At 76.4% G+C, this 318-nt stretch carries 1 protein-coding gene; it reads right to left on the reverse strand.

Going from position 1 to position 318, the window contains the following annotated elements; translation table 11 throughout:
- Positions 1-318, reverse strand: a 318-nt coding sequence (locus tag ACSNOB_RS32075; RefSeq protein WP_436691204.1) for a hypothetical protein, incomplete at both ends; no start/stop codon positions are given.

Here is a 318-nt window from a genome sequence, read left to right on the forward strand (position 1 = left end):
GGCCGCGAACACCGGGAACTCGGCCGACAACTCCCGACCCATGCCCGCGCGCTGCGCCCCCTGACCCGAGAACAGCAGCGCGAGCTGGCCGCGCTGCTCGGCAACGCCGGCGACGACCGTACCGACGGGGTCGCCGCCGGCGAGCGCGGTCAACGCCGTGACCAGGTCGTCCCGGTCGACGACGGTCACGACGGCGCGCTGCTCCAGCGCCGGCCGGGTGGTCACCGAGGACCAGGCCATGTCCAGCGGGCGCAGGTGCTCGTCCGTCGACAGCCACCGCGCCCACCGGCCCGCCTGCGCGGCCAGCGCCACCTCCGA

It is taken from the genome of Micromonospora sp. URMC 106 (assembly GCF_051386395.1).
In the GTDB taxonomy this organism is placed as follows: Bacteria; Actinomycetota; Actinomycetes; order Mycobacteriales; family Micromonosporaceae; genus Micromonospora.